Genomic DNA, 789 nt, shown 5'->3' on the forward strand with positions numbered 1-789 from the left:
GGATTGGAATGTCGTGGTAGTGGCCACCTCGAATCGCTCCCCCGATGCCTTGTATAAGGGAGGCATTAACCGATCCCTTTTTATGCCATTCATAGACATGTTAAAACACACGTTCGACATTTTTTCCATGGAGGGTTCCACTAAGGATTATCGACTCGAAACTCGAGCGGATGGTCAATCCTATTTTTGGTCAAACAAGGATGTTCATGGCGATAATAATAGTAATAACAACACGCAGGCGAAGTTGGAAGAAATATTTGGTGGCACTGCATCCGGAACTGAGGCTGAGGTCATTCAAGTTCGCTTCGGTCGCACCGTCCAGGTCGCCCGATTGAATGACCGGTGCGCCTGGTTTGACTTTTCCGAGTTGTGCTACCAACCGCTCGGCGCGGCCGATTATCTTTCCCTCTGCGACCGATTTCCGGTCCTCATTATGGACAGCGTCCCCCAATTGGGCGCCAACCACCTCAACGAAGCGCGACGATTCGTGAACCTCATTGACGCGTGTTATGAATCTCGCACCCGCTTGGTGCTAGCGGCACAAGTCCCGCTCGACGAATTATTTGTCGATTTTGAAGCGCAAGTCGAAAGCAGAGATGGAGATGTAGAATTGTTTGTCAGTGAGAAGGGGGGAAACTCGAGTTCCTTTGCGACGACCATGATTCGCACCAAAGAGGGGGAACATTTGGAGTGGTCGGCGACGGGTCTAATTGGCGTGTCACTGGCACAATTCTCGTCCGCCAATGATCTCGCCTTTTCCTTTCGACGAGCCGCGTCTCGATTGGTAGA

Annotated in this window: 1 protein-coding gene; it reads left to right on the top strand. The window is 51.2% G+C overall.

The genetic code is table 11. The features are described 5' to 3' along the window. Positions 1–19 precede the first annotated feature (19 nt). Positions 20–789 (top strand): AFG1/ZapE family ATPase (gene zapE / locus A3729_RS27475; RefSeq protein WP_231877515.1); only part of this gene is annotated, 770 nt, incomplete at its 3' end.

This window comes from Oleiphilus sp. HI0043, assembly GCF_001634935.1.